At 59.5% G+C, this 22769-nt stretch carries 17 protein-coding genes and 1 pseudogene; 5 read left to right on the top strand and 13 right to left on the bottom strand.

Annotated elements, in window-relative coordinates; all coding sequences use genetic code 11:
* Positions 1–48 precede the first annotated feature (48 nt).
* The 8 genes from SM753_RS17590 to SM753_RS17555 all read right to left on the bottom strand — a co-directional run bounded on the left by SM753_RS17590 (position 49) and on the right by SM753_RS17555 (position 11685).
* Complete coding sequence (locus SM753_RS17590) at positions 49–447, bottom strand: hypothetical protein (protein ID WP_323192631.1); 399 nt, start codon at positions 445–447, stop codon at positions 49–51.
* Positions 444–1262: a ParA family protein gene (locus SM753_RS17585; protein WP_323192630.1), complete on the bottom strand. Its 819-nt coding sequence runs from the start codon at positions 1260–1262 to the stop codon at positions 444–446. Before SM753_RS17585 ends, SM753_RS17590 begins: the two co-directional genes overlap by 4 nt.
* Positions 1263–1648: 386 nt before the next feature.
* Positions 1649–5281, bottom strand: coding sequence for a UvrD-helicase domain-containing protein (locus tag SM753_RS17580; RefSeq protein ID WP_323192629.1), 3633 nt, complete (start codon positions 5279–5281; stop codon positions 1649–1651).
* On the bottom strand, positions 5274–8330 hold the full coding sequence (locus SM753_RS17575) for a PD-(D/E)XK nuclease family protein (protein WP_323192628.1): 3057 nt from the start codon (positions 8328–8330) through the stop codon (positions 5274–5276). Before SM753_RS17575 ends, SM753_RS17580 begins: the two co-directional genes overlap by 8 nt.
* Before the next feature lie 555 nt (positions 8331–8885).
* A complete protein-coding gene (locus SM753_RS17570; protein WP_323192627.1) occupies positions 8886–9209 on the bottom strand; it encodes a hypothetical protein in 324 nt (107 codons plus the stop codon).
* Between the two features lie 324 nt (positions 9210–9533).
* Complete coding sequence (locus SM753_RS17565; protein ID WP_323192626.1) at positions 9534–10004, bottom strand: YeeE/YedE family protein; 471 nt, start codon at positions 10002–10004, stop codon at positions 9534–9536.
* Complete coding sequence (locus SM753_RS17560) at positions 10001–10498, bottom strand: YeeE/YedE thiosulfate transporter family protein (RefSeq protein ID WP_323192625.1); 498 nt, start codon at positions 10496–10498, stop codon at positions 10001–10003. The genes SM753_RS17565 and SM753_RS17560 overlap by 4 nt, the downstream gene beginning before the upstream one ends.
* The gene (locus tag SM753_RS17555) at positions 10498–11685 is read right to left on the bottom strand and encodes an MBL fold metallo-hydrolase (protein WP_323192624.1); all 1188 of its coding nucleotides are present in this window, start codon (positions 11683–11685) and stop codon (positions 10498–10500) included. The genes SM753_RS17560 and SM753_RS17555 overlap by 1 nt, the downstream gene beginning before the upstream one ends.
* Positions 11686–11890: 205 nt before the next feature.
* Here SM753_RS17555 and SM753_RS17550 point away from each other — a divergent pair, with 205 nt between their 5' ends.
* The 5 genes and pseudogenes from SM753_RS17550 to SM753_RS17530 form a co-directional block, all read left to right on the top strand.
* Complete coding sequence (locus SM753_RS17550; RefSeq protein WP_323192623.1) at positions 11891–12136, top strand: sulfurtransferase TusA family protein; 246 nt, start codon at positions 11891–11893, stop codon at positions 12134–12136.
* A complete protein-coding gene (locus SM753_RS17545) occupies positions 12136–12714 on the top strand; it encodes a DsrE/DsrF/DrsH-like family protein (protein WP_135536863.1) in 579 nt (192 codons plus the stop codon). The genes SM753_RS17550 and SM753_RS17545 overlap by 1 nt, the downstream gene beginning before the upstream one ends.
* Positions 12715–12867: 153 nt before the next feature.
* Positions 12868–13575 (top strand): DUF2270 domain-containing protein, encoded by a 708-nt coding sequence (locus SM753_RS17540; protein ID WP_323192622.1) that lies wholly within the window; start codon positions 12868–12870, stop codon positions 13573–13575.
* A 147-nt stretch (positions 13576–13722) separates the two neighbouring features.
* Complete coding sequence (locus tag SM753_RS17535; protein WP_323192621.1) at positions 13723–14109, top strand: DUF302 domain-containing protein; 387 nt, start codon at positions 13723–13725, stop codon at positions 14107–14109.
* A gap of 181 nt (positions 14110–14290) precedes the next feature.
* Positions 14291–14450 (top strand): annotated as a pseudogene (locus SM753_RS17530) (ATP-binding protein); the annotation flags it as partial.
* Between the two features lie 116 nt (positions 14451–14566).
* Here the strand turns inward: SM753_RS17530 and SM753_RS17525 are convergent.
* The 5 genes from SM753_RS17525 to solA all read right to left on the bottom strand — a co-directional run bounded on the left by SM753_RS17525 (position 14567) and on the right by solA (position 22428).
* Positions 14567–15931: a branched-chain amino acid ABC transporter permease gene (locus tag SM753_RS17525; protein ID WP_323192620.1), complete on the bottom strand. Its 1365-nt coding sequence runs from the start codon at positions 15929–15931 to the stop codon at positions 14567–14569.
* Positions 15932–16055: 124 nt separating this feature from the next.
* A complete protein-coding gene (locus SM753_RS17520; protein ID WP_323192619.1) occupies positions 16056–17159 on the bottom strand; it encodes a branched-chain amino acid ABC transporter permease in 1104 nt (367 codons plus the stop codon).
* A 158-nt stretch (positions 17160–17317) separates the two neighbouring features.
* Positions 17318–18463, bottom strand: a complete 1146-nt coding sequence (locus SM753_RS17515) for an ABC transporter substrate-binding protein (RefSeq protein WP_323192618.1) — start codon at positions 18461–18463, stop codon at positions 17318–17320.
* Between the two features lie 222 nt (positions 18464–18685).
* A complete protein-coding gene (locus SM753_RS17510) occupies positions 18686–21175 on the bottom strand; it encodes an FAD-dependent oxidoreductase (RefSeq protein WP_323192617.1) in 2490 nt (829 codons plus the stop codon).
* 116 nt (positions 21176–21291) lie between these two features.
* Positions 21292–22428: an N-methyl-L-tryptophan oxidase gene (gene solA / locus SM753_RS17505; protein ID WP_323192616.1), complete on the bottom strand. Its 1137-nt coding sequence runs from the start codon at positions 22426–22428 to the stop codon at positions 21292–21294.
* Positions 22429–22769 lie beyond the last annotated feature (341 nt).

The raw sequence follows: 22769 nt of genomic DNA, 5'->3' as shown, positions 1-22769 counted from the left end.
ATTGAGACGGCCGGTCTCAACTTTCATCGGGCCTTGTTCTGCACGAGGTCATTCGTCGCCGAGTTCCGAAAGCCGAGCCTGGATTTCCTCAGCATCTGCCTCAGAGAGCGCCTCAACACCGAACTGGACGAGAAGAGGGTAGAAGTGGCGGTTTTTCTTGAACTCATTCTGACCCGCCTTTCGTAGTTTCAGTTGGGACTCGAGGTAGGTATCCTCCATTTCGTCAAGCACATTGTCTGGGATATAGATCGTCCGCCCGTTCCACTCGTCCTTGATATTCGCCTTCGTTTTTCTCGTTTCACTCGTTGAAGTCGGTTCAGTCGTTTCGGTTGACGAACTGGTTTCCCTCGTTTCACTCACTTCACTCGTTTCGCTGGAGTCGACCTCATCATCTTCCTCTTCATAGTTGCCCTCGATGCCGGAAGCATCGCCCCAGCCGTCGGTCATGCTTCAACCTCCTCAAGAACAGTCTTCTCAAACGTCTCGTCGAACCGGTCGGCGATTTCGGTGAACAACTCGCGAGCATCCTCGACGCGCTTGTTTTCCTTACCGAAGCCGAAGACGGACACCCCATCACGGATCGACTGAGAGAGGTCCGTGCGCTTCGGGATCTCGAAGACGGGGAGCGAGTACGCTGATTTGATCTCCTCGATCGTATCTCGGTGCTCGGCGTTCTGTTCGACCCGATTGCACACGATGGCGAGTCTGTCGATGTCACCGTACGCCTGTTCGAGCGAACTCAGTTGCTTCGCGAAAATTTGGAGACTATTGGCGTTGAGTTTCTCGGGGATGACCGGGATAACGACGTTACCGGTCGCGACGAGAGCGTTATCGGTGAGGACGTTCAGGGAAGGCGGCGTGTCCACGATAATGTAGTCGTAGTCCCTGTCGAGTTCATCGAGAGTCATCTCTAGTCGCTCTCTGCTCTTTGGCGCTTCCAGCAGCGTCTGGATGTTCTTGTTGTTCGCGAGTTTCTCACTCGCGGGGAGGATGTCGAACTCCCCGTGCTCGACGATGATGTCGTTCACTGACTCCATCTGATCGAAATCGAGCACGTCGAAAAGCGTTGTGCGGTCGGTGTCGTAGTACAGATCGTTGTAGCCAAGCGAGCAGGTGAGTCCTCCGTGATAATCGATATCGACTAAGAGGACATCGTGTCCCCGGGCGGAAAGCGCGCCGCCAGTATGAATGACGTCGGTCGTCTTTCCTGCGCCTCCCTTCTGATTCGCCACGGTAATTCGTGCGGTGTTAATGTCGGTCATATTCTTCGTTTCTCTCAGTTAGTTCGTTTTGCTCGTTTCGTTCGTTTTGCTCGTTGGGTTCGGTGCGTTCGGCGAGGGTGTTTCACTCGGTGAGAGGATTACGACGATGTTAAAACCAACTGTTCGTTGTACTCGTTGAAGCAAACACACTCGTTTCCATCAACTCGTTCGTTCTATTCGTTTTGTTCGTTCCTCTCGTTCTGTTCATCAAGTCAGGGTAGCCAGCTCATCCATCACCAGTTCGTTCCTCAGAATGCGTTCAACACATTCATTTAGCTCATTCAGTTCGTTTTGCTCGTTCTATTCGTTTTATTCGTTCCCCCATTCTGTCACTGGGGCTCCAAAACTATCTTCCGTAAAGCAGATCGCCGAACAGGAGGGGACTACTACACCAGATCCATCATCCGGCGAAGTTCAGATTCAATATCCGCCCTCTGATCCAACTCCCAATTAAATCGCTCCTCCACGCCAGTGTCAGTGAACCTGAGTGACGCCCGGACATCACGACTCCGGTCGTGTTGCCAGAGTGCGAGAGCGTACGCGAGCATTTGAGGTCGATAGTGCGCTGCTAGCTCATCCGGGGTAGTCGATGAGAGGTCGTTCGTCTTGTAGTCAATAATGTGGTAGGCGTCTGGAGTAACGAGCAGCCGGTCGATATCACCGACAATTCGTGACGCACCAATTCGGGCGACGACAGAGTACTCGTCGTAGGTCTCTTGGACTCGGGCATCGGCCTCAACCTGGTCTACAAATTCGACTGCATCAGCAGCGTGATCAACAGCATCGCGGAGGTCCGCTTCTGTCGGCTCTTCGCCAGCCATCCGACTTAGACGTCGAATCAGAGTGGGCCACTCGTCTCTCGGTGGGCGGAGTTCGTTGAGCCGGTGGACGACCGTCCCAAACGTAGTGGGACTCAGCCCGGCTGACTCCCCACTCTGGGTGTAACTGTGACCGTCTGTAGACGTCTCCGCTACCGCATTCACGAGAGTCGTGGCCGCGATCCGTTTCGCCGGCGTTAGCGACGGCGGCGAAGGAATCGATATCTTCGGTGCTGAATCGACAGCGTCACCGTCGGTGTGCCAGTCTACTGGTCGCGGCGGCGTGCGAACGGTATAGCTGGCTCCATCCATTTCACCACGGGCCTGTCCGTCCCGAATCGCCTCGGCGACGAGGGCTCCGTCGAGGAGGACTGGCTGAAGCCAGTCCCGCCACCGATCCGCGTCGTCGAAGGCTGCTGGCTCTCCGAGTTCGATTGTACCGGGCTCGTCGACATCGATGTCGTGCGTGCCGCAGAGAAGGAGGTGATCCCGCGTTCGTGTACACGCAACGTAGAGAAGTCGCTTCGACTCCGCTCGCTCCTGGGGACGCGACCGTCGGTCGGCGTACTCGTGGACAGCCGTCTTCTCGATCGAGAACGCATCACTCGGATTCGGACCGCCAACCGCCGGGACTGGAGGCGCATCATCGGTGCCCTCAACGAGCCGAACGTATCCATAGTCGTCGACGGACCGGCCGAAGTTGAGACTACTCCCGAGGTCGGGAACGGTGACGATCGGGAACTCGAGTCCCTTCGCGGAATGGATCGTCATAATCCGGACGCCCTCGGCGTCACCCGGAATATCTGCCTCCCCCTCCCGAGGGTCGATCTCGGCCTGTCGGTCGATGCGATGAAGCAATCCGGCAGCGGTGTAAACACCGTTCTCGCTCCACGTGCGTACCTGATCGCGGAACTTCTCGACGTTCGCGACGGCCTGCCGACCGCGTTCGTCAGCACTCACGCTCGCCAGATACCCGGTATCGTCGATCACACGAGACAGCAGTCGGTTCCACGGGAGTACACCATCCTCAGACGGCGTCGCGCAACCACTGAGAGTCCGCCACGTCGTCAAGAGGTCGAAGGCGTCCGACAGCTGTGGGTCGTCCGTCTCGGCGAGCGCGTCCCACACTGAATCGGCCTCCGCGACCGCTGGTGCAAGGCGATCATCTGCGAACCCGAACAGCGGCGACCGAAGAACACCGTAGAGGGAGACGTCGTCCTGCGGGTCACCGAGCACCCGAAGCAGGTTCGTGAGCGCCTGGATCTCAGGCGTATCGTAGAACCCGACGCCACCCACGACCGTGTAGGGTATGTCGTACTCCTCAAGCGCCCGTTGATACCGATCCAGGTGGGTTCGCCGGCGGAGGAGGATCGCAACGTCGTCAGGCGTCGCATCGCGATGCCCTCCCGAGTCTGGGTCTTGCACCGTCGGCGGGTCGTCGAACAGACGGGTCAGTCGAGCGGCGAGCGCTTGCGCTTCCGCCTCGATAGTGTGATCCAGAGCTCCCTCGGCGACCGGATGGTCGTCGCCGAAAAGCGCCGCCGCCGTGTCGGCGTCGTCGGGCACCACGAGATACTCGACGCTGCCGGTTAGTTCCTCGATGTCTTCGATTCGGTCGCGCTGCGTGCTCAGCTCCTGTGGTGGCGCCTCGTAGGGTTCGTGGACGTTACCTTCCGGCTGGAACAGGTGGTCGAAGAGTTCGTTCAGGAAGGACAGTGGCTCGTTTAACGTCCGAAAGTTCCCGGAGAGTTCGAGCGCAGTCGGGCTCTTGGCATCGCGATCCTGAACGTTGTCGACGCCACGGGTTGCGTTGACGGCCTGTAGTTCCGCCCGCGCGTCCCCGAACGTCGTCACGTCGGCACCACGGAACCCGTAGATACTTTGTTTCTCGTCGCCGACGAGAAAGGCGTTCGACGCTGTCCGCTCGCCGACGCCCGTGAGGAGCTTGACCAACTCCCACTGGCGCGGGTCCGTGTCCTGGAACTCGTCGACCATCACGGACGCGAACTGCTCTCGAAGCCGCGCTGTGACCGCGTCGTTGCCTCGCAGATACTCGAGCGTCGTCTCGATCACGCCGGGGAAATCGAGCGTATCGCGACGATCCTTCTCGGCCGTATAGGCCGAGAGTACGTCGTCGAAGACGCGCATCAGTGCGAGCGCGTAGTGAGCGCTGTTCGCTTCCAGTTCCCCAGGCGTCGTCTCGACCGCATCCTCGTGCTGCTCGACGGCCGCGATTATCACGTCGATGGCGTCTTTCAGGTCGTCGTAGACGTCCCCGTACTCGCCCCAGTCGTCTCGATCACCGACGACGTACCCGGAACTGCTGTACAGACCTCCGTTTTTCTTCTCACACGCCTCGTAGAGGTCGAGGATTGCTCGCTGGCACTTGCGGGGATTGCTTTCTTCGGGGTCCTCAGAGAGCGTCGTCGCGGTCTCCGTGAGCGTTCGGTAGGCCCGAAGCCCATCATCATCAGAGACCGCGGCCTCGCGATCCACACATCCCGCCACCGTGTCTATCTGCTCTAGGAGTCCGTCCGCATACAGGGTTTGGCGGGCGTCGACCACGTCCAAATCACAGACCTCCTTCCAGAGGACGTCGACGTAGTCGTCGACCTCGGCGCCACGCCACTCCTCGAGAACTGCCTCGCTCTGCGGGCGTTCATCGAGCAGCCCCACGAGAACGTCGACAAGTTGGTCACGGCCCCAGAGCTGGGCGAGAAGGGAAACGTCGTCGGCATCCTGTTTGCGCTCTAAGAACTCGGTCACCACCTCGCGCTGGAGTGTCGCGGCGCTGTCCTCATCGAGCACGTCGAACCCGAGCGGAACGGGGGCCTCGACCGCCCGTTCCCGTAACAGTCGAGTACAGAAGGCGTGAATGGTGTGGACGTAGCCGTCCTCCAAGTCATCGAGGACGTTCCGCCAGCGCTGATACGTCGCCGGTGAGTCGGCGGCCTCGAGTCGATCGTAGACCTCCTCCCGGACGCGCTCAGTCAGTTCCGCGGCCGCCTTCCGAGTGAAGGTGATCGTGACGATGTTCTCCGGCGTGAGCGACGGGTTTTCGGTCAGAATCGTCACGTACCGCTCGGTCAACGTCGTCGTTTTCCCGGTCCCGGCGCCGGCGGTGATCGCGACGTTTCGCCCCTGAGCGAGGGCGTCCTCCTGTTCCTCGGTGAGCTGGATGTCCTCGCGCTCCTCAGTCATCGCTCATCACCGCCTCGATATCCTCGTCGTCGCGAACACGGAGCGGGACGTAGGCAGCGCCGTCATCGCGGACCTCGTCGACGAACTCTCGCTTGCGATGATGGCGAACGTCGCACGCGCGACGGTAGTCACAGTACCGGCAGTTCGCACCGCGAGCGGACAGGAGCGACGTATGGAACTGTCCGTTGGCGATCGACTCGTCGATCCGTCCGAGCCACTCAGGGACGATACCGTCCAAGAAACGGCGGAGTTCGGCCTCTGAATCGAACTTCGACTCGACACCGCGTGGAACCTTGAGGTCGTTGGGGGGTCGCACCTGATAGTACGTCGCCGAGAGTGAACCCTGGTCGAACAGATCCCCGTCGACGACATCGTCGGCGGCGAGCAAATAGATTGGGAGTTGAAACTTCGTGCCGCCGGTCGTCTTCGTCATATACGGTGCCCGCCCGGTCTTGTAGTCGTAGAGCGTGAGCGTCGGTTGCTCGCCGTCCCGGCTTACGTCGACGCGGTCGATGTACCCGCGAACCGAGACAGTCGACCCGTTCGGACGTTCGACGGTGAACGGACCAGCATCCGAATCGGGGAGGCCCTCGCCGAACGGAACTTCGAACAGATGCGGACTGGCCGCACCATCCCGAGAACGTTCGTTGTCGAGAAACGTGGCGAACAATCCCTCTTCGGGGGCTTCGTGGGGCTTGACACCCGATTCGTAGAGGGTATGCCCGCCGTCGTCCAGTCCCGCGAACAGTTCCGCCTTCCACCGCTCGTAGAATAGGCCGTCGTAGTCGAAGTCAGCGTTTCGAAGTTCCTCGACGGCGATCTCCTGAAGATGCGCGGTCAGTGTGGCCCGGTCAAACGCGTCAAGGTCGACACCATCTTCGACCTCGTCCTGCAGGTCGGCGTAGAACCGTTCGAGGACGTCATGGACGTACGACCCGGTTTCGAGCGGCGTGGGGACGACCTCGACGTCGTCGGGGTCCTCGATCCCCAGCACGTTGTCGGCGTAGAACTTGAAGCCACACTCGACGTATCGCTCGATCCGACTCGCGCTGTAGGGCTCTCGCTCTGACGGTGGATAGACCTCCGCGACGGTTTCGGGAGCCAAAACCCCGTCGTGGTCGGTGAGGCCCGCAACCCCCCTGTTGGCCGCACATAGGAGTCCGCGGTCCGTGCGCTTGGTCTGCTCAGGCGAGAGATCCCCTCGGTCGCCGGCACGACTAACCGCTCCACGCCGGTCGGTCGTTTCGGCGACGTGGCGGAAGAGGTCTTCACGAGAGCCCACACGGTCGTCGACACCGTCCTCGGGCTCGATGCCGGTCACGCGTTGGAGTTCATCGAGGACCGGCGACCGGATCACGGTTGATTCGTCGTCGCCGGTCTCGGGCGTAGTGATCGTGAGCGCGTCGACGTTCGCGAGCAGAGTCGCGAAGAGATACCGGCCTCGGAGTCGCTCGTCCCCCGTGTCGAACCTGGGGTGGGCGTCCGTCATCTCCTCGAAGAAAGCCGGACGTTCCGGCGTCACCGGGAAATGTTCGCTGGTCAGTCCCACGAGGAACACGTTCTCGAAGGACCTCATCCGGGCGTCGAGCATCCCCATCACTTCGACGTGGCCGCCGGCAGCACCTTGCGGAACCCGAATCGGCACGCCGTCGAAGGCGCGGGTGAACAATGCCAACGGGGAGAGATCACTATTGACAGCCGCCAGCGACTCGAACGAGGAGAGGACCTCGTCCACGGTGTCGTAGGCCCGCCCCTCGACGGCTTGCTCGGCGCCGCTGGCGTAGTCTTCCGTCGCTGTCTCCAGGTCGAACCGGTCGTCCAGCAGTCGTCGGAGCGTCTCGGTTGCGCCCTCGATGTCGCCCGTTCGGAGCGTCTCGAGCGTAGCTAGCAGATCCTGGATCAGCGACGCCGCCTCATCGTCGACATCGTCGAGGAGGGGTGACACCGAAACCGTGTCGCGCCGGCGGGCAGCTGCCGTAACGGCGCTGGCCAGGTCACTATCGACGACACCGACCAGCGGATTCGCCAGTAGCGAGGTGAGGTCCTCAGCGCGCGGGTCGGGTTCGGCGAGGTTCAGGAGGTCGTGTACGACACTCCCGGTGAACGTCCGGTTCAGCTGTGAAGCGGCGGTCGTGACGTACGGGATGTCGAACGTATCGAACGTGTCCTCGACATACCCCGAATAGGCTTCGGTCCCCGGGACGACGACGGCGAGGTCGTCCGGGTCGCGGCCATCGGCTAACTCGGTTCGGAGTTCGCGGGCGACGAAGCGGATTTCGCGTTCGGGCGTGGGGAGTTTCCGCCATCGGAGAGAGTCAGAAACCGAGATGACGTCTGGATCTGGCCGATAGAGGGCCTCAGTGATCGTTCCGAAGGCCTGCCCGGCCCCATCAGTGGGTTCTAGTTCTACCGTCTCGAAGTTCAGCGATTCGTAGACGTCTAGGGCGTCTTCCGCGACCGCGTCGACCCCGGTCTGGCCCCCCTGATGGAGCGGCAGTAGCGCGATTATCGGGAGGTCGTCGACGATGCGTTCGACGACGCGCCGTTCGACGGGGCGGAACTCGTGATACCCGGAGAGGACGACGACGTCCAGTTCCGGGAAAAGTTTCGAAAGCGGCTGGTCTGCCGTCGCGACGGCGTTGAACATCTCCCCACGGGTACAGACCCACTCGTCGACGTGGTCGGCATGGAGATCCCGGTAATGGCGGTAGGCGTCGACGGTGGCTGTCGCTATACGGTCATCGAGAGGGGACCCCTCGAACTCCGCTGCCAGCGCGTCGGCGGTCCCGACGCGGGCGTCGTCGAAGAGTGAGAACCGGCTATTGAACGAATCAGCGAGTGCGGCGGATGCAGGTTCGCCGGCAAGAACACCAGCAGTCTCGGCTGTGGTTCTGTCTAGTGCGAACTCGGTTAGCCGGCGGTTCAGCTGTCCGGTGAGTGGTTGAACAGGGCCGTAGAGGTTCTCGTACCACTCGCGAACGACCGCATCAAGCGTCTCGGCGCGAAGGCGAAGGGGATCGTGGGACGCGGCACAGCTATCCTCGACCATACTCCGGCGAGCGTCGTTCCGCGTTATGTAGAGTATACACCCCAGCGAATCGGTTGCGATGTCACCAGCCCGCTGAAATGCCCGTCGTTCCAATCGGGCGTGTTTCGGACCGGTGAGAAGCGTTGAATCCATCGATACTCCCTACCAACATATCGGCCATACTTCACTCTTGGTGTGACTGACAGCTTCGGGTTCCTGTACCGGGAGCGGGCGAGTGAAATAGGGAGGACCCGGCGGGTCAGCCGACCGTAGCACTCGAACATCAGCCGTTCTAACCGGTATCCACTTCCAGTTCAAACGACCATTCGAGCAACCAGTGAGTGTACCCAGGGTTTGGGTCCCAGTTTCGTCGCTCTGAACGCTAACCCGGGCAGTCTCCTTTGGGTGTTTCTTTCCCAATGTAAAGACGTCGTCGTGGTCAGGAGAGTGACGCCGACAGCCATGACGTAGCCCGTGGCGAACCAGCGAACCAGGCCAGCGTCAAATTCCTGGGGACATCACCTGATATACTACTAATCGCACTAAAACAAACATCCGATTGCGGTCCAATCTCGTCTACGCGTCCGGATTGACAGGGCCTTTATATTGGGATCGGACCTTTTCGCCATCCCGCCACTGCCAGTAGTAGTAGCGGTTGTCGTTGATCTCCTTGATCGTGATCGTCGCTTTCGACGGGACATCATCTGGGAGGTCATCGGGGCGCTCGTCGATCTCGTCCTCCTCTGACGTTTCCTCGAGACGGGCCTCGCGAGCTTTGTGTTCTGCGAGTTCCTCGGCGTAGCGTGCGACGTGTTGGAGTTGGTCTGGAGAGTAGCCGCTGAGTGTGTTGACGATGTCTGTCGGGAGTTCCGCCGGCGGCGTGGGTGGCTCGTAGGGCATCAGCAATCGCCTCGTGTTAACCAACAAAGCGCCTGTCGACAAAGATTTGTTGGTTAACCAGATATCGTCTCGCCACTGGCTGAAGCGTACGAGTGACATCCTCCCCGCCGTAAACGGCGGGATTCTCTCCTTGAAGAAAGATAGCCGACGTACAGTACGATTGCCTCTGCGAGTACGAGCCCGACTGTGACGGCCGCTTGCGAAGTACCAGTAAGGGTTTCGAGTCCGAACATCTCACGAGTTCCGCGTCGTTTTGCGTTGCAAGTTCACTACTCCACAATACTCCTGGCGCACAATCGTCAACGAGGTGCGTTGAAATATCGGTTAGTTTGCCGGTGCGTCGCTCGGGGATTCAGCGCTGTCTGTGCCGAACGAGCGCGCGTACCCCTGTGCGTAGGCGCCGAGGAACATTCCGGCGATGGCCCAGAGGATGGGGTAGTTTCCGATGCCGACGCTCGCGTAGGCTGCGCCCGGACAGATTCCGGAAAGGCCCCAGCCGACGCCGAAGATTGCACCCCCGAGGATGACGTTCCGATCGAACGATTTCAGTCGTCGTGTGTAGGCGTCACCCGTGAGGGGCGCGCGGTCGAGGGATCGCGTCGCGGCTGCGAACGTGATTCCGGTGACGACGGCTGCACCGCCCATCACGAACAGCAGGCCGAAGTCATCGAACTGGAGGAAGTCCAGGACGATCTCGGGCTTGGCCATCCCGCTGAACGCGAGCCCGAACCCGAAGATGAGGCCCCCGACGTAGATGAGCGGGAGGAACAGCGGGTTCCGTTCGCGGTCGCTCATGGCGACACCCCCAGCGCCTGCACCAGTTGCGCAGTGCCGATGGCGAAGGCGAGGAACGTCGCGACGTTCACCAGCGACGTGTTCGACAGCGAGCCGACGCCACAGACGCCGTGGCCGGACGTACAGCCCTTGCCGAGGCGTGTGCCGACACCGACGAGGAAGCCGCCGCCGAGCAGCCGCCACCACTGGACGTCCGTCGTCCAGATGCCGTCACCTGCAACGAGCACATACACTGCGGCACCGCTGATAATGCCTGCAGTGAACACGAGCCGCCATCCGCGAGACTGGACGTACTTGAAGCGATTGAACCGTGGAATCGCCGAGACGTATGATAGCGTCGATTCGAGGAACGTGCTCGCGCCCGCGATAATTCCCGTCGCGAGGTAGATCGTGGCGGCTCCCAGTCCGACGAGCATACCGCCAACGAGATACTGCGTTACCCCGCGCGGAAAGAGTTCTCCGAGTGCGAGCAACGGTGTGAGCGTCTCTATCATTAGTCTGTTAGTGCTTCCTCGCTCGCCGCGCAGTTGTTCGGCCCGAGTTCCAATTCGAAGGCTTCCTCGTCGTCGGGGGAGTCTCGACCGAGGTTCGTGGCGATGATCTCCTCGTAGTTCGCTGGTCGCGGCGGCATATCCGCGACGATGAACTCGATGAACTCGTCTTCGTCCATCGTGAGTGCATCCATCCGCTCAATCAACTCCCCGAGTTCAGCCGTATACGTACCGTCGTCCTCAGATGTCGCCGCGTCGCTGAAGTGAGCGGGGGCGATGATCGTCTCTTCGGATAGCGATAGGACCTTCTCGTGGAGGCTCTCGTAGAGCGTTCGTGCGGCGTCCCTCGCCGCCTCAGGGTCTTCGAGGTCCGGTCGAGCGACGCTTTCGGTGAACACTCCATCGCCGGTTAACAGGACGTCTCCGATCTTGTACGCGGTCATCCCGGTCGTGTGACCGGGTGTGTGGACGACCTCGATGTCCACGTCGCCGACGGTGAGCGTCTCACCGCCTTCGACGGTCTCGTAGTCGCCGTCGTACTCGATGCCACGCTCGGCGGCTGGTTCGGGAAGCACCGGCGTTGCGCCGGTCTTCGTGTCGAGATCACGAATGCCCGAGATGTGGTCTGCGTGGATGTGCGTATCTACTGCGTATGCGAGTTCGACTCCGAGCGTCCGAACGTCCTGAACGTATTCGTCGGTGAACGTCCGTAGCGGGTCGATGACTGCGGCCTCGCCGTCGGAGGCGATGAGATAGGCGAGACAGCCACTCGACGGTCGTTGATACTGTGTAACCGTTGCGTCAACGTTCGTGTCTAATTCCTGGGACTGGTAAATGCGCGCCCAGCCCTTCATACCGCGTTCGAGGTGGTCGACGTCGTAGCCTCCCGCTTCGAGGAGTTCGGCGACCATCTCACTGGATCCGCCCTTCGCACAGAGGACGGTGATACGCCGGTCGTCCGGAAGGTCCCCGTGTAGGTCCTCGGGAATACCGTCGAGCAACTCGAAGTACGGATAGTTCACGACGTCAACGGTCTCACCGTCGATACGCCACTCCTCGAAGTCGCCCTTCGAGCGCACGTCGAGGACGAACACGTCTTCGCCGTTGTCGATGCGCTGTTTCAATTCCTCGGGTCTGGTCGATTCGACCGCCTCATCGGTATTCGTATTCGGGTGGTCCCCTTCGGTCATCTCACCTCCTTCTATCGGCTGCTGCCAAATAAGGCTTTGTATAGTAATTCACCTTTCACACAACATTAAATCCCCTATTCCAAGTTTATACAGCCTGAAGAACGCATTCAGGCATTATCTAGTGAGTCCAGTTGTGTTCTAAACGAGAACTACTACCGACACGCTTTTCATAACGGAGCCAATATTGGGTAGTGAAGCCAATACCATGACCGAGTACGAAACCACCGAGACGCTCGACGTGAAGGGCCAGAACTGTCCGATGCCGGTCGTCAAGACCAAACAGAACGTCGACCAACTCGCCGAAGGAGACGTCCTCGAAGTCCTCGCTACCGACCCCGGTAGCATGAGTGACCTGGGCGGTTGGGCTGATACAACTGACGGCGTCGAACTCCTCGACCAGCAGGAAGGCGACGACGTGTACAAACACTACGTCCGGAAGACGGAGGCATAATGAGCACCGACACCACGCAGACAGCAACGTCCGGCGATGAGGAACCTTCGCGTGCGGAACTCGCCGCGCGTGTCACAGAGCTGGAAGAACAGATTGCCGAGGCCACAGGTGAGGACAGCCAGCCGAAGATGTCCATTATCGCGACGAAAGGCACCCTCGATATGGCGTACCCGCCACTCATCTTGGCGAGTACCGCTGCCGCGTTCGACTACGAGGTGACAGTCTTCCATACGTTCTGGGGGCTAGACATCCTCCACGAGAAGCGCTCGAAGGATCTGAAGCTGAGCTCCGTCGGCAACCCCAACATGCCCATGCCGAACGCCATTGCTGCGCTTCCTGGCATGGACCGTATGACGACGAAGATGATGGAAAAGAAAATCGATAATAATGACACGGCGACGATCGAGGAGCTAATCGACACGTCGCTCGAGATGGGCGTCGAGTTCCAGGCCTGTCAGATGACCATCGACCTGATGGATTACGACGAGGACGACTTCTACGACGGTGTGACGACCGGTGTCGGTGCCGCCACGGCGATCCAGGATATGGCTGACGCCGACATCCAACTCCTCATCTGATTCACCTGATCCTATTGGAGCCCGATTCTGTAGACACTATACGGGATCGTACAATATGCCCAAGATGACATCCAACGACACTATGAACAAATACGAGACGGTCAGTGACCGAATCACGAATACGTTCCTCCACATCGGGGAGATCACTCGCAGATGACTTCATCATCGGACGACGATACTGGGCAGAGTCCTGAAGCAACGGCATCACCGTATATCGGTGCGGGCCTGCTCGACGAAGACATGGGGCCGAGTTCTGCGATGGCTCACCTCTATCGTGGTGAGATCCATCGGATGAAACTCTGGCGCGAACGACTCGACAGGACGACTAACTGGGCGGTCATCGTGATTGCAGCGCTTCTCACATGGGCATTCTCGAGTCCGAACAACCCCCACTACATCATCCTTGTCGGTGTCGCAACGTTGACGGTCTTCCTTGTTATCGAGGCACGACGCTACCGCGGCTACGATATCTGGCGGTCGCGTGTCCGCACACTCCAAGAGAACGTCTGGGCGTACGGCCTCGATCCTGATTACGGCCTTGCTGATGATAACTGGCGGGAGACGCTCGGCAAGGACTACAGGACGCCGACACTCAAAATCGCCGCTGAGGAGGCTATCGCTCACCGTTTGCGGCGCATCTACCTTCCCCTGTTTATCGTGGTTCTTGCCGCATGGATCGTCCGTATTACGGCGTTCGCTCCCGAACCGTGGACCGAAACGGCGGCAATCGGGACGATTCCGGGTCCGATAGTCGTGGGACTCGTCGCCGTCTTCTATGCGGCAGCACTTGTCGTCGCTCTCCGGCCGCGTACTTGGCATGCGAGGGGCGAGCTCCGCACTGAAGACCTCCGAAAACGATGAGACCCGGGTCACTAATTGCAATAGGGGGACGGTCTCCATCACAACCCCGCCGCAGTGGCGCCCGCAGATATGGTTTGCTGCTGTGAATCCGTTGCTACCAACGCCACACACGCAACAGTAATCAACGTCGAGCGAGTATTGTACAGTATGGGTTACACGACACAGAACCAGATCGACGGTGCATTCGACGATGTCGTTGAGCAGACGATAAGCGCCCTCGAAGATGAGGGATTCGGGGTTCTTTGTGACATTGACGTTCAAGCGACGTTCTCGAAAAAACTCGACAAGGAGTTCCGCCAATACCGAATCCTCGGCGCATGTAATCCGGAACTGGCGTATGACGGGCTCAAAGACGAAATCGGACTCGGAGCCCTCCTTCCGTGTAACGTCATTGTGTACGAGGATGACGATGGAACGGTCGTAGTGAGCGCAGTCGATCCATCAAAACTCGTCGGAATCACCGACAACCCCGCCCTGGACTCGATCTCCGAGGATGTCTCGGATCGGTTTGAGCGCGTCCTCAATTCCCTGTGAGTGGGCTCCCGACGACACGAATGCGGTTCCTCCAGGTATTGGGGGATCCACTATCGGAGGCATGATGGCCGACCACCGTCCACCGTACGCTGGCCTGCTCATCGACGGTAGACTGCCGACCGATCCGCGGACGTTCGGCGTTCAAGAGAGACAGCGTATCCGCTTTCGATATTGTTACGGTGGGGAGTTAGCCAGTGGGTCCTACGTCGAGGATACTGGGTCTGGCATTCCCGAGGCGGAACGTGATGACGTTTGTTACTGGGTACTCGACCAGTGAAGAGGGAACAGGCTTCGGGTTAGCGATCGTAAAGCGGGTGGCTGACGCGTACGGATGGGACATCGACAGAAGATCTAACTCAGTCCAGCGCATCGCACGGCACAGTTCGGGTTTTCCCGAAGATGACCCCATGCCTACGGCGAGACGATCAGAGTGTAGCAACGGTCTTTCACAGTGGTCTTATCGGTCATCTTCACCAGAGTCACCCGGCTGGGAGTCCGGCGAATTTACCTCCCCTTGGGGGGGTGTGGCACTACCCTCTCTCGAGACACGTTCCGTGATATCGATGCTAGCCGCGATCTCTTTTCGATGACCGAGTATCCCGGTCGGTTGCTTCAACATCAGATAGATCAGAACCAGCCCGACGATCACGAACCGAAGGCTGGCCAAGTTGCTGAGTGTGTAGGCGAGCAGCGGTTCGACTCTCAGAGCGGCGAGCCCGGCCACAGCGTCAGGGAAGGTATTCGGCGCAGTACCGAGTGAGAAAACCGTTTCGACGATCCGGCTGACGAACACCGGGCCCTGAAACAGCAGTCCGGCGAACAGTGCCCCGCCGATGACACTGCCGGTGTTCGAACCGGCACCGCCGATAATCAGCGCGATAAAGATATAGAACGTGAGCATCGGCGTGAACTGGGTCGGGGTTATCAGCGACTGACTACCTTGCCACAGAATACCTGCGAACCCCATTAACGCGCAGCCGAGCATGAACGTCTTGATCTTGAACCAGCGAGTGTTTTTCCCGAGCGAGCGCGCGACGAGTTCGTCGTTTCGGATCGCTTTGAGAACTCGCCCGAACGGGGAGTTAGCGATCCGTGACAGGAGGACGTAGTACAGGACCAGAAAGCCGATGAGGATCAGCGTGTACGTGATATCCACCACAAGGGCCTCGTCTAATCCGATGGCACCGAACGCTCCGAAAACCATGCTTCCGAACGCCGTCGTTCCCGCTGAGTAGTTGGAGGGATCAGTGTAGTAGAGAGACAGGACGGGGTTGGTCGGAGCGGGAATACCCCGCGAAGCGCCGGTACCCATCTCGAATCCGGCTACCGAAAACGTCTGGAACAGCTGCGAGTTGTACGTGATTCGGATGATCTCGGCGAAGGCGAGAGTAACGATAGCGAAGTAGTCGGCCTTCAGACGGAGCGCGGGCAGTGCAACGACTCCACCGGCAACTGCTGCGACGAGCATGCCGCCGAGGATACCGACCCATATCGGAAGCCCGAGGCCGGGGACACCGCCAGCAGGCGCATTGACGGGCGCAGTGAGCATCGCCATGGTGTACACTGCGACCGCCATGAAGCCGGCTACGCCGATGTTGAGTAGTCCCGCGTACCCCCACTGTAAGTTGAGAGCCAACGCAAGCAGGGCGTACACCGCCGCGAAAAAGGTGATCTGCTGAAGGGTACTAACAATGCCTGCGAAGTTGAGACCCAGGACGGTGCCGAAGACGGTGAACAACGCGTACAACCCGATCATCACACCGAGCATCAATGCGGCATCGTCGGTGAGGAGCCAGTCCCGAAGCCGGTCAGTGTACGACATTAAAGCGCCCTCCGTTGGATGACTCCGGTGGGTTGCTCCGGCGTGACGCCGAGAGTTCTCGCTGCTCGGTTCAGCCTGACTCTCCGTTGGTTTTCCATCGGTGATGACCCCGGGAGCAGTTTCGTCATGCCGTGGTCACCCCCCCGAACAGCCCGTTCGGGCGAACGATCAATACGACGATCATGAGAGCGAACGCGGCCGCTTGAGTGAACCCGGAGGGCAACCAAACGAGCGAGACGGTGCTCGCTACCCCGATCAGTAGCCCGCCGAAAATAGCCCCGTAAATCGAACCGATCCCGCCGAGTATCACGGCTGCGAAGATCAACAACAGCAGCGTCCAGCCCGTGTTGAAGGCGAGCGTTCCGGATTCGAGCGTCATGAGGTAGCCGGCAGCGCCGGTTAGTCCACCGCCGATGACCCACGTCGAGCGAACGATTCGGTCTGTCGGTATCCCGGTAACGGACGCGAGATCGCGGTTGTCCGCCATTGCCCGCATCGCGATCCCGAGTTTCGTGTACTGCAACAGGTAGTGGACGGCGAACATCAACAGCAGAGAGCACACGGCGACCGTGATCTCGTGAGCGTTGATCTGTAGCCCGATACTCGAGACGCTGAACTTCGGCTCTGCAGTCGAAGTGAGTCCAGTCGAATTCTGCCCCCAGACGAACGCGATCAGATATCGCAACACAAGTGCCACGCCGAGACTCGTGAAAACCAGCGTGATCCCCTCTTCGTCGCGCAAACGGCTGTAGATCAGTCGGTCGATCGCCACCGAAAGGAACACGGTAAATACGATCGCGACGAGGAGACCGGCGAGGATCGCGACGGGCGTCGTAGCGACGCCGGCACCGACACCGACAGTAGTTGCGTCTCCGGCGATACCGATCAAAAAGAGATCGCCGAGTCCGAACGCACCGAATCCGGCGATCATGTACGACGTCATCCATCCTGCGAACGCTCCTGTCGTGAGGTAATCCCCGTGTGCGAAATTAGCAAACCCGAGAATACTGTATATCATCGAAAGACCGACCCCGGCTAATCCGACGATGAGCCCGAGTACGATCCCGTTTTTGAGAAATATCGCCAGATTGCGTGCGGGCAACGCGCCGCTACTCAGTTGCCGGACCAGATCTAGTAGCAGAATGAGTACGCACACCCCGAGGACAACGAGAAGGGGGCGGTCGCCGACACTGTCCCGTAAGCCGGAGTAAAAATCACTCATCTGCATCTACTTGCTCTGTACTGAGGCACTCATTTAATCTGTATAAAACTTGGGGCCACGGCATGTTGCGAGCGGTGAAATAATCCCGTAGCACCCGGCACTTAGTCCAGTGGTAACGACGTCGGTACGGGGAAAGCATCTATACGGTATCCGGCACAGACCAATCAGTCGATACTGATCTGGTCCCCAGTTTCGAGGGCACCGTCGGAAGTGAACCAGTACTCCGAATACGTCCCTGATTCCACGTCACCGTTGTCGTCGAACGTGATATCGCTGGTCACGCCCTGATAATTGATATCGTCCCCGTTCATGGCCATTTCGACGCCTTCGGCCAGATTATCAGCTGTGACTTCCGTCCCCTCGGGATTCGCTATCTGTCTCATGTTGTCCTTGATAGCGGCCCCGTCGTTGGAGTCAGCAGCGGCGTTCGCGAGCATCAACGTCGCCGTCGCATCGTACGCTTGCCAGGTGAACTGCCCCGGTTCGCTCCCGTACTCGTCGTTGAAAGCCTGATTGAAGTGGTCTAACGAGGGACCGGTCCCGACAGACGTGACTCCTGTGATGTTGGTGAGATCCGCGTTGACGTTCTCGGGAATCGCCGGATTGTAGATCCCGCTCGTCGCTAATATCTCCGTGTCGGAACTGAAATCGGAGTAGAAGTCGCGGAGTATTTTGATCCCGTTTTCAGTGAACGCGACGATAAACAGCGCGTCAGGGTCGCCCGACAGCGCTTGAGTTAACTTGGAAGTGTACGAGGACTGGCCGCTCTCGAAGGAGACCTGTTCGAGAACGTTCCCATCGAACGCGTCCGCAAACGCGTTAGCGAGTGACTGCCCGTACGAGTCGTTAATGGCAAACGTGGATATGGACGAAACGTCCATCCCTTCGTTCGCGAGTTGGGCGACGGCCTGGGACATGAGCGCGTCGCTCGCCGATGTCCGGAACAGGAGATCGTTGTCGTCGACGTCGGTTATCGTGGGCGCTGTAGCGAGCGTACATTCAGCGATCTGATTCGGCTTGCAGACGTTCTGTAGAACTTGGAGGGTCGTTGCCGTGGACAGCGGGCCGCTGATAGCCGGATAGTCAGCGTCCACAAGCGACTGTGCGGCGCTGACTGCCGCTTGCGGATCTGTCTGAGTGTCTTCCGTTTGGATATCGATCTCGGCCTCGATATCGGCGTCGTTGACTTGTTGAGCGGGTAACACTGCTGCGTCGCGAGCGGGTTCACCGACGGAACCGAGTGGTCCCGTGAGCGGTTGCATGACTCCGACTTTGATCGTGTTTCCGCTAGCGTTTTCGTCACCGCTCAAACAGCCTGCGACCCCGAAAGCACTCACAGCCCCAACAGTGGCTATGAACTCGCGGCGCTTCTGATTCGCTACCATAACCCATGAGATACTGTGAAGGGATATATAATTAATGGGCGACGAGCCCCGCTTTCGGTTGCAAGAAAAGCGCTGCTCGCCGCTTCCGCCGCCCGAACGACCGAAACGGCCTGAGTTTCTGACGAGAGTTTTCGGTGCCGGCGTCGGTCAGGTTCTATTCACCAGCGGTTCGTTTCGTACGGTCGCGTCGAAGCGTTCGTTTTGGTACTCTACCGTAACGCTAGTTCCGGCCGCAGTGTACTCCGGTTGCAGGTACGCGTAGGCGATACAGGCGTCGATATCGTACCCGTATCCGGCGCTCGTCACGTGACCGACCCGACGTGTTCCATCAAACACCGGAACTCCGTCCATCACGACGGCACCGCGGTCATCGAGCGTGAGACAGGTCAGTTCGACACTCGAATCGGTCTCTCCAGTCGGACGCAGCGCCGCACGACCGACGAACTCGGTGTCGAAGTCCACTAAGTCGTCGAGACCGGCCTGGAACGGTGTGAACTCCGCGTGTACGTCAGTTCCGTACGCTCGTTGCCCCGCTTCGAGTCGGAGGGTGTTCAACGCGCCATCGCCGACTGCGACGATACCGTGGTCTTGGCCGGCCTGCCAGAGAGTATTCCAGAGGTTCCCGCCGTATTCTGTCGGAGCGTGGAGTTCCCACCCGTCCTCACCCGTATCCGAGTCCCGCACCGCCGTGACGGGGACGCTCTTCACGTGGGTGTCGCGCGCTGTCGAGCGAGGGAACGAACTGACGTCGGCGTGCATAACGGATTCGAGCGTCGCTCGGGCGTTCGGTCCGTAGATTCCGATCACACAGCTTCCGGATACGCCGTCCGAAACGGTCACCGAACTGTCGTCCGGTGCACGCTTTCGGAGCCGATTGACCTGGCACATGCCTGCAGCGCCACCGTCGAACGAGACGCGGAACCGGTCCGGTTCTACTCGCGAAACCGTCCCGTATCCGACTACACCGCCACGTTCGTTCAGCATCGTGGTCTCCGCGACACCTCCGACCTCGAGATCCATATCGTTCGTGAAGACCCACTGTAGGAACGGAAGCGCGTCTTCCCCAGTGATAGTGACGGTCGTCTCGCTCGTTCGGTCGGCGATACCGACACGGTCTCTGACGGCCTGGTGTTCGGCACCTTCTATCCGCGACCAGTTTTGCGCCTCCCACCCTGATCGCGAGGGCACTGCGTAGTCATCCAGAAGAGAGTCGTTCGCACCGTACCAGCGGGGCCGTTCCCAGCCGGCATCCTCGTAGAACTCTGCGCCGAGTTCCTTTTGGTGCCGGTAGACCGGGCTCTGGCAGAGATTACGGTGGGTCTGGAAAGACCCGCGGGGATGGTGGATATCGTAGACGGTGTCGTACACTTCGTACGCGCGGTCGTGAACGAACGAGGGGCTTTCGGCGTGGGACCCGAAGCGCGTGATATGCATATCGTCGATATCGAGGTCAGTCTCGCCGTCCTCCAGTAGATCAGCCATCACTCGACCGGCACCGCCGCCGTGAGTCAACCAGATAGCGGCCGCAACCCAGAACCCATCGACGTCGGGGGATTCGCCCATGATAGGCATGTGGTCGGGTGTGAACGAGAACATACCGTTGAACCCTTTGACGATCTCCTTCCCCTCGAAGTCGGGGAAGAGCCGCGTCGCCTCCCGCCAGGCGTCTTCGAAATCCGACTCGGTGAAGGAACGCGACGACGGCTGTTTGAACGGGTCGTGTCGAGAGCCCTGATTCGGAACGTAATCGTACACCGGTTCAGTCTCGATCGCGTCGTCGAGGGTGGGGATATCAGACGAACCGACGATTATCGGGTCGTGGTTGTAGTTGCCTATCCCGTAGCCATCGCCGTGCTGTCGGAAGTACAGGTCGCCGTCCCAGTGGCGAACCCAGGGTTGCTCGACGTCGTGTTCCCAGCCGTCGAGCGCTTCGATGGAGTCGGTTACTCCATACTGGTGGGCGCAGGGAACGAGCGGGATCGGAACGTCGACCATCTCGCCGATCAACGGTGCCCAGATGTTCCCCGCGACGAGGATATCGTCTACCCGTACCCGTCCCCGGTCGGTGACCACTGTCTCGACGGCTCCGTCCGTCGTTTCGATATCCGTTACTGTCGTTCGCTCGTGGAACGATACTCCCCGGTTCTCGGCGTCCGTTTTTAGCCCGTCGAGCAGCGAGACTGTATCGATACGACCGTCGGTCGGAACGTGAAACCCGCCGATGAGGTCCTCCGTCTCGATAATCGGCACGTGTTCTTTCACCTGGTCCGGGGTCAGCAGCTCCGCCCCGTCGATATCATTGGTACGTGCTTGGTCCATCCGACGGTTGAGATACTCCCAACACTCGTCAGTCGTCGCGATTTCGATAGCCCCGTTTTCCTCCCATCCTCCGGCGGCATCGTATATCTCGCGGGTCTCCTTGGCGATCGTAGCCAGGGTGCGGTCGGGGCTCGTCTGGGTCAACCCGGCGGGGGCGTGGACGGTCGAACCGCCTGTTTTCGGGATCGGCCCCTTGTCGACGACGACGACATCCGAACTCCCTTTCTTCGCCAGGTGATACGCGGTGCTACAACCGACAACACCCGCGCCGACGATGAGGGTCTCTGCTCGGTCGGGAAGCTCGCTCTGCTCGCTCATGAATGAAAGCTATTTTCCCCGTATGGATAATAAAACTAGCGCGTTCCGTTCGGTCCCCCGACATTTGTAAATTGGCTTCACTCGGAGTTGATAGTCGCTATCGGCGCAGTGCCTGCTCAAAAGCGGTCCAGTGAAAAGAGATCGATATCGTGAGAGGTGGTCCCGTCAGCGGCGAGGTCGGCTGCGATCTCACCGACGACGCTCGCAAACTTGTAGCCGTGTCCGGAGAAACCACCAGCCACGACGACATTGGAGTGGTTCGGGAGTCGGTCGATGACGAAGTTCTCATCCGGGGAATTCGTGTAAATACACGTCTTTAGACCCATCGTCGGGCCTGCACCGTCTCGGAGATAGCTGTCCGCGAAGTCGCGAAGGACTCGTTCGTCGCGGTCAGTCGGCTCGCGGTCCATCTCATCAGGGTCGACGTCCTGTTCGAAGTGGTGATGGCGACCGATCTTCACGCCGGGGACACCGTACACCGGGGTCCCGTAGTGGAGGTTCTCCCCGTCGGACACACCGAACGCAGGAAACGAGTCCATCGAGAACAGGTCAGGCTTTTCGGGTTGGATCCAGGCGAGTGCCTGGCGCTCCGGAGAGAGGCTGAAGTCGTCAGTCTCGACCAGTTCCCCGGTCCATGCACCAGCGCTGATGACGAGACGGTCGGCGGAGTACGACCCCTTCTCGGTCGTGACGCGAACTCCGTCCGTGGTTGACTGCCATCCTTCAACTGCCTCTCTCCCGTGGATTTCTGCGCCGTGAGCGTGCGCTCGTTCGACGTGCGCAACGACGCTGTTCTGGGCGTCGACGAACCCACCGTCGGGCTGGTACACCGCCTCGAATCCGTCCGGAAGCTCGAACCCCGGAAACCGTTCGGACAGTTCTCCGGCCGATAGCCTATCGTAGGTGAGGGAGTGTTCCTCACAGGCCTCGGTCGCTCCTGTGACCAGTTCAGACGTCGGTGGACCCGCGGAGACGGAGCCGGTTTTGTACAAGAGGCGCTCGTCGCGTTCCGTCTCTAGCTGTTCCCAGAGTTCGTATGCACGGTGCAGAAGGGATACGTAGGACGCATCCTCGTGGTACGCTTTCCGGATCACTCGCGTACTCCCGTGTGATGACCCTTTTGAATGCGGTATATCGTACTGTTCGAGCCCGAGAACGTCGATCCCTCGCCGCGCCAGGTGATACGTGGTTGCGGTTCCCATGCCACCCATACCGATAACGATGACTTCGAATTTATCTTGGTGACGGCTCATCTCTGCATAAGTAAATTTGGAAGTAGCAATAAAAATTGTGGCACCAAGGCTACGTCCCTCTACTGCCGCTACTTCTCCCTGCGATCTGCTCGGTATCGGGCTCTCTTGCCCTGATCTACACGTTCGTTCTTGTCCTGATCTACACGTTCGTTCGGAACACCAGAACACCGTAAACGCGAGGTCATAGATTTGGGCTCTAATATAGCGTTTTCTTCAGTTCGAGCCGGTAGCGTTCACGAGAACAAAACACGCCTGGCAGTGGTAAGAGAGTCAAGTGCAACTAACACTCACCGCAGAGCGTGTTTCTCGACGTCGCACACTCCGTATCTGCGTCACGCAGT

Origin of the sequence: Halostella sp. PRR32 (genome assembly GCF_034808085.1) — an archaeon.
Lineage (GTDB): Archaea > Halobacteriota > Halobacteria > Halobacteriales > Natronoarchaeaceae > Halostella > Halostella pelagica.
Note: the sequence above shows the minus strand (reverse complement) of the source record. Positions and strands in the feature narration are given on the sequence as shown.

Excerpts from the sequence above, each read along its gene's own strand:
- SM753_RS17570 (WP_323192627.1), bottom strand. The coding sequence starts at position 9,209 with ATGCCCTACGAGCCACCCACGCCGCCGGCGGAACTCCCGACAGACATC.
- SM753_RS17580 (WP_323192629.1), bottom strand. The coding sequence starts at position 5,281 with ATGACTGAGGAGCGCGAGGACATCCAGCTCACCGAGGAACAGGAGGAC.
- SM753_RS17535 (WP_323192621.1), top strand. The coding sequence starts at position 13,723 with ATGGGTTACACGACACAGAACCAGATCGACGGTGCATTCGACGATGTC.
- SM753_RS17575 (WP_323192628.1), bottom strand. The coding sequence starts at position 8,330 with ATGGTCGAGGATAGCTGTGCCGCGTCCCACGATCCCCTTCGCCTTCGC.
- SM753_RS17555 (WP_323192624.1), bottom strand. The coding sequence starts at position 11,685 with ATGACCGAAGGGGACCACCCGAATACGAATACCGATGAGGCGGTCGAA.
- SM753_RS17540 (WP_323192622.1), top strand. The coding sequence starts at position 12,868 with ATGACTTCATCATCGGACGACGATACTGGGCAGAGTCCTGAAGCAACG.
- SM753_RS17520 (WP_323192619.1), bottom strand. The coding sequence starts at position 17,159 with ATGCAGATGAGTGATTTTTACTCCGGCTTACGGGACAGTGTCGGCGAC.
- SM753_RS17545 (WP_135536863.1), top strand. The coding sequence starts at position 12,136 with ATGAGCACCGACACCACGCAGACAGCAACGTCCGGCGATGAGGAACCT.
- SM753_RS17585 (WP_323192630.1), bottom strand. The coding sequence starts at position 1,262 with ATGACCGACATTAACACCGCACGAATTACCGTGGCGAATCAGAAGGGA.
- SM753_RS17590 (WP_323192631.1), bottom strand. The coding sequence starts at position 447 with ATGACCGACGGCTGGGGCGATGCTTCCGGCATCGAGGGCAACTATGAA.
- SM753_RS17565 (WP_323192626.1), bottom strand. The coding sequence starts at position 10,004 with ATGAGCGACCGCGAACGGAACCCGCTGTTCCTCCCGCTCATCTACGTC.
- solA (WP_323192616.1), bottom strand. The coding sequence starts at position 22,428 with ATGAGCCGTCACCAAGATAAATTCGAAGTCATCGTTATCGGTATGGGT.
- SM753_RS17560 (WP_323192625.1), bottom strand. The coding sequence starts at position 10,498 with ATGATAGAGACGCTCACACCGTTGCTCGCACTCGGAGAACTCTTTCCG.
- SM753_RS17525 (WP_323192620.1), bottom strand. The coding sequence starts at position 15,931 with ATGTCGTACACTGACCGGCTTCGGGACTGGCTCCTCACCGACGATGCC.
- SM753_RS17550 (WP_323192623.1), top strand. The coding sequence starts at position 11,891 with ATGACCGAGTACGAAACCACCGAGACGCTCGACGTGAAGGGCCAGAAC.
- SM753_RS17510 (WP_323192617.1), bottom strand. The coding sequence starts at position 21,175 with ATGAGCGAGCAGAGCGAGCTTCCCGACCGAGCAGAGACCCTCATCGTC.